Genomic DNA, 5,216 nt, shown 5'->3' with positions numbered 1-5,216 from the left:
CGGTTTCCCCCTTGCGTTTCACTACGGTTGTCGTTACTAACTCCGGTTATCTCCTCTCAGATAACAAGTTTTAACCCATGCCGGGCACACTAGGGTGCAATAAGTGTAACGCATTGCAACAGATGGTAAGGTAGCACATACGGCGCAATGCCCGATGGTGATTGCGCCTTGCGCGGGTTGCCTTATCGAACACAAATAGGTGCTGTCCACAGCACTGCGTAAACAACCAAACCGTCAATATGTTTTTTAATCCTATATATTCTGAATCATGCTTAACTGGTTAAGCTATCTATCATTTCTGTATTGTGTAAGATAAGCAGTTATTTTAGGGCATCTCTGGATTTTTAGAGGAGGTGTCCTTTAGTCTGAAATTATATCTTAGGCAGCGTCACACCTTGCTGAAATTGGTATTTACCGTTTCTATCCTTGTAAGAGGTTTCACAGATTTCGTCCGCTTCAAAGAAGATCACTTGGGCAACACCTTCATTAGCGTAAATTTTGGCGGGTAGCGGGGTAGTGTTGGAGAATTCGAGGGTGACGTAACCTTCCCATTCTGGCTCAAAAGGGGTGACATTGACAATGATTCCGCAGCGGGCATAAGTGGATTTTCCGAGGCAGATGGTGAGAATACTGCGCGGAATGCGGAAATACTCAACGGTGCGCGCAAGGGCAAAGGAGTTGGGGGGGATGATGCAGACCTCACTTTTAACATCTACGAAGGAATTCGAATCAAACTGCTTGGGGTCGACAATCGTCGAATTCAGGTTGGTAAAGAGTTTGAATTCATCTGAGCAGCGAATATCGTAGCCATAACTCGAAGTGCCATAGGAAACGATGCTGTTGCCATCTTTGTGCTTGATTTGTGCAGGCTCAAATGGCTCGATCATACCGTACTCGATGGCCATCTTGCGGATCCATTTGTCTGATTTAATGGTCATATCAGGAATTAGTCATTCTCCATAATTATTTTAGTAAACACCTCAGAATAGTCCTTTGACAGGTTGGCGATTTTGACTGCTACCCGCCGTGCAACGGTACGATAAATTTTGGCAATCTGTCCGTCTGGTTCAGCGATTACTGTCGGTTTGCCTGAATCGGTGTGCTCGCGGATTTTAATATCCAGCGGCAAGGCGCCTAACAGCTCGACCTCATAGTCTTTACACATCTTTTCTCCACCTCCTGTGCCAAAAATCGGCTCGGTATGGCCGCATTTTGAGCAGGTGTGCATGCCCATGTTTTCCACGATACCCAGAATCGGAACACCGACTTTTTCAAACATTTTCAGTCCCTTGCGGGCATCCAGTAAGGCGATGTCCTGGGGAGTAGTCACGATGACCGCTCCGGTCACGGGTACTTTCTGCGCGAGCGTCAATTGAATATCGCCAGTACCGGGCGGTAGGTCAATTACAAGGTAATCGAGATCATACCAACGGGTATCATTCAATAGTTGCTGCAAGGCCTGCGTCACCATCGGACCGCGCCATACCATCGGGGTTTCGACATCGATCAATAACCCGATCGACATGGCTTGAATACCGTGCGCACGCATCGGTTCGATCGTCTTGCCATCCGGTGATTCAGGTTGACCGCTGATGCCAAGCATCTGGGGTTGTGACGGGCCATAGATATCCGCATCTAGGATGCCGACATTGGCGCCTTCGGCAGCGAGTGCAAGCGCAAGATTGACCGCAGTCGCCGATTTGCCAACACCCCCTTTGCCGGAAGCGACGGCAATCACGTTTTTCACCCCGGGAATCAGTTTGACGCCGCGTTGCACGCTATGCGGGATAATCTTGCTACTGACATTGACGGTAACATTGCCGATAACCGGAATAGTTTTCAAAGTATTGCTGACTTGCTGGCGGATCGATTCGATCACGCTTTTGGCCGGATAGCCCAGCTCGATATCAAGCGAAACATTGTCGCCATCAATTTTGATGTTGTGTACTTCCTTGCTGGTGACGTAGTCTTTACCCGTGGTAGGGTCGATGGTTTCCTTGAGGGCGGTTTCTATTTGTTGTTCTGTAATCGCCACGATGCTACTCCTTTATGCAGAGCATGATTTATTGAAATGATTGATGTTAACAAATATCGGGGGAAAGTATCCAGTTTGTTACAATTCACCTTCCCGAACATTCAACATACCGACGATCGATGAATACACGCAAGATGCTGATTACTTCCGCGCTGCCTTATGCCAACGGCAGCATTCACCTTGGCCACCTGGTGGAATATATTCAAACCGATATCTGGGTTCGCTTCCAGAAAATGCAAGGGCACACTGTTTATTACGTGTGCGCTGATGATACTCATGGTACGCCTATCATGCTGCGGGCCGAGAAAGAAGGCATGACGCCGGAAGCACTGATCGCCCGGGTGCATGGTGAGCATTTGCGTGATTTTACCGGCTTTCATATCCAGTTTGATAACTACTACAGTACGCATTCACCAGAGACCCGTCAGTATTCGGAAGACATTTACCAGAAACTGAAAGCCATGGGACTCATCAAAGTGCGCGCCATTGAGCAGCTTTATGATCCAGTTAAGAATATGTTTCTGCCGGATCGCTTCGTCAAAGGGGAATGCCCAAAGTGCGGTGCACAAGATCAGTATGGCGATTCCTGCGAAGCCTGTGGCGCAGCCTATGCACCGACAGAATTAAAAAATCCTTACTCTGCGGTTTCGGGTGCGGTCCCCGTGAAAAAAGCCTCCGAGCATTTCTTTTTCAGTTTATCCGATAGCCGCTGTGCAGATTTCCTGCGCCGTTGGACACGGGAAGACAACCACCTGCAAGCAGAAGCGGCCAACAAAATGCACGAATGGTTAGGGGAGGCTGGAGAAAACAAACTGTCTGACTGGGATATCTCACGTGACGCGCCGTATTTTGGCTTTGAAATACCTGGTGAATCCGGCAAATATTTCTACGTCTGGCTTGATGCGCCCATTGGTTACATGGGCAGTTTCAAAAATTTGTGTGCGCAGCGTGGCATCGATTTTGATGAATTCTGGCAGAAAGATAGCACTACCGAGCTGTATCATTTCATCGGCAAAGACATCCTGTATTTTCATGCGCTCTTCTGGCCGGCCATGCTGGAGAATTCAGGCTATCGCACACCCACCCAGATTTTTGCGCATGGTTTTCTTACTGTGAACGGTGAAAAGATGAGCAAATCACGCGGTACCTTTATTACTGCGGAAAGCTATTTACAGCAACAGCTTAATCCGGAATGGCTGCGTTATTACTATGCTGCTAAACTGAACGGTACACTGGAAGATATCGATCTCAATCTGGAAGATTTCACCGCACGCGTGAATTCGGATCTGGTAGGCAAGTACATCAATATCGCCAGCCGTTGCGCAGGATTCATTACTAAACGGTTTGACGGTAAACTGGTGGCGGGCGAAGAATATCGCACGTTACAGCAAATGATCGATGAGCGCTTCGCTTCCTGGCAGTCTGGCGTTATCGAACAAGCCTATGAAGAGAGGGATTTTTCTGCCGCCGTGCGGCAAATCATGAAGCGGGCAGATGAAGTAAACGAACTTATTCAAGAGCTGGCGCCCTGGGAAATCGCCAAGGAGACTGCGCGCAACAACGAATTACATCTTGCCTGTAGCCTGGGCATTCAACTGTTCTATTTGCTTTCGTGTTACCTGAAACCGATTCTGCCTGCCACAGCAGCAAGAATCGAGCATTTCCTCAATTGCGCATCACTTCCCTGGCCGAAACAAAAAACCGGCCAAGCGTTATCTACCGTACTCTTGCCTGCAGGACACGTGATCAATCCCTACCAGCATCTGATGACGCGCATTGATGCTAAACAAATCGATGCATTGATTGAAGCCAATAAACAGACCATCGCGCCAAGCTCTGATTCCCATTCCCGCGTGCGCCACTCAGAAGCGCAACAGCATATCCAGCAACGTGCAATTACGCCGATCGCGGAAACCATTTCAATCGATGATTTCAGCAAGATCGATTTACGCATTGCACGTATTGTTAATGCCGAACATGTGGAAGGTGCGGAGAAATTACTTAAACTCACGCTGGATATCGGCTCAGAGCAACGCACTGTGTTTGCCGGTATTAAGTCCGCTTATGATCCAGAAAAGCTCAAAGGGCGTTTCACTGTCATGGTCGCTAACCTTGCGCCGCGTAAAATGAAATTTGGCCTATCGGAAGGCATGGTATTGGCAGCAAGCGATGGAAGCAGTGGAGGAGGGTTGTATATTCTTTCACCTGATGAAGGTGCGCAGCCGGGGATGCGGGTAAAATAGGCGAGCTGGAAAACTTCTGAAATGGGCTTTTCTTTTCACGGTTCGCTGAGCTAATACCTTATGCATAGCGAAATGATTCATACGAAAAATAAAAAGTGTCGAGGAATGAAATGTTACCATTTGAACAGGGTGGATTGGATTCGCTATGCGGTATTTACAGCATTGTAAATGCAGAAAGGATAATTAATAATACCGTTAGTCAAGATTCTCAGGACTTGTTTAATAAAATAGTTCAATACCTTGAGAGTCAGCGCTCTCTAGCGACTATATTGACTAAAGGTATGCTCCTTAAGCACATCACAACAGTTCTTGATGATGTTGTTGGTGATCGCGTAGCTTATAAGAAACGGCATTTTGCGGGAGTCGAGACTCCAGATCTAAACACTTTCTGGACTGAAGTCGCTTCATTTCTGAACAAGAACAACGGCGCAAATAGAGCTGTCCTTCTAGGTATATCTGGATTTTACGACCATTGGACTGTTGTTAAGAAAATCAGCGAGAGCAGTATCGATCTTCTTGATTCCGATGGGCTTCGCCGATTCAATCGGATCAATTGCACTACATCTGATGCTAAGGGGAAACGCCGCCACGTTTTATGTCCAGCTCAAACTTACTTCCTAGGAAACCATAACGATTAAATTTACTAGACGTTAACTGTACGGCTCTTTCACGGCATAAGTTTTATATTTAAATTTAATTTTGTACTAACATAACAAAGAAATCCGGATCCAATATCTCATCGTCTGATGAATTCAATAACAAAATGCAGGCAGTAATGAACAGTTGACGATCGGGTCGGGGTAACGGATTGTATCCGTTACCTCTCCCACACCACCGGACGTGCGGTTTTCCGCATCCGGCGGTTGAACCCAGTAACTTAAGCTGTCACAAAATCTGATGGAACCCATAATCCCCATCGTTTCAGCCTTGCCTTATTG

The 5,216-nt window shown here is 47.2% G+C and carries 4 protein-coding genes; 2 read left to right on the top strand and 2 right to left on the bottom strand.

Annotation, left to right across the window (positions count from 1 at the left end; genetic code table 11):
* Window positions 1–371 precede the first annotated feature (371 nt).
* Both dcd and apbC read right to left on the bottom strand, forming a co-directional pair.
* Window positions 372–938 (bottom strand): dCTP deaminase, encoded by a 567-nt coding sequence (dcd, locus tag BM283_RS17120; RefSeq protein WP_090695293.1) that lies wholly within the window; start codon window positions 936–938, stop codon window positions 372–374.
* 8 nt (window positions 939–946) lie between these two features.
* Window positions 947–2,035, bottom strand: a complete 1,089-nt coding sequence (gene apbC, locus BM283_RS17115) for an iron-sulfur cluster carrier protein ApbC (RefSeq protein ID WP_090695291.1) — start codon at window positions 2,033–2,035, stop codon at window positions 947–949.
* A gap of 119 nt (window positions 2,036–2,154) precedes the next feature.
* Between apbC and metG the strand changes: the two genes are divergently transcribed.
* Together metG and BM283_RS17105 are read left to right on the top strand one after the other, a co-directional pair.
* Entirely contained in the window at window positions 2,155–4,278 is a 2,124-nt protein-coding gene (gene metG, locus BM283_RS17110) for a methionine--tRNA ligase (RefSeq protein WP_090695288.1), read from the top strand.
* A gap of 110 nt (window positions 4,279–4,388) precedes the next feature.
* Window positions 4,389–4,916 carry a hypothetical protein gene (locus BM283_RS17105; protein WP_090695286.1) on the top strand — a complete coding sequence of 176 codons (528 nt, stop codon included), beginning with the start codon at window positions 4,389–4,391 and terminating at the stop codon, window positions 4,914–4,916.
* Window positions 4,917–5,216: the final 300 nt, after the last annotated feature.

It is taken from the genome of Nitrosomonas sp. Nm34 (assembly GCF_900113925.1).
In the GTDB taxonomy this organism is placed as follows: Bacteria; Pseudomonadota; Gammaproteobacteria; order Burkholderiales; family Nitrosomonadaceae; genus Nitrosomonas.
The sequence above is the reverse complement of the archived record's forward strand: the minus strand, read 5'-3'. Positions and strand labels throughout refer to the sequence as shown.

What these genes read in the sequence shown, in the direction of transcription:
- dcd (WP_090695293.1), bottom strand. Translation starts at nt 938, where the DNA reads ATGACCATTAAATCAGACAAATGGATCCGCAAGATGGCCATCGAGTAC.
- metG (WP_090695288.1), top strand. Translation starts at nt 2,155, where the DNA reads ATGAATACACGCAAGATGCTGATTACTTCCGCGCTGCCTTATGCCAAC.
- BM283_RS17105 (WP_090695286.1), top strand. Translation starts at nt 4,389, where the DNA reads ATGTTACCATTTGAACAGGGTGGATTGGATTCGCTATGCGGTATTTAC.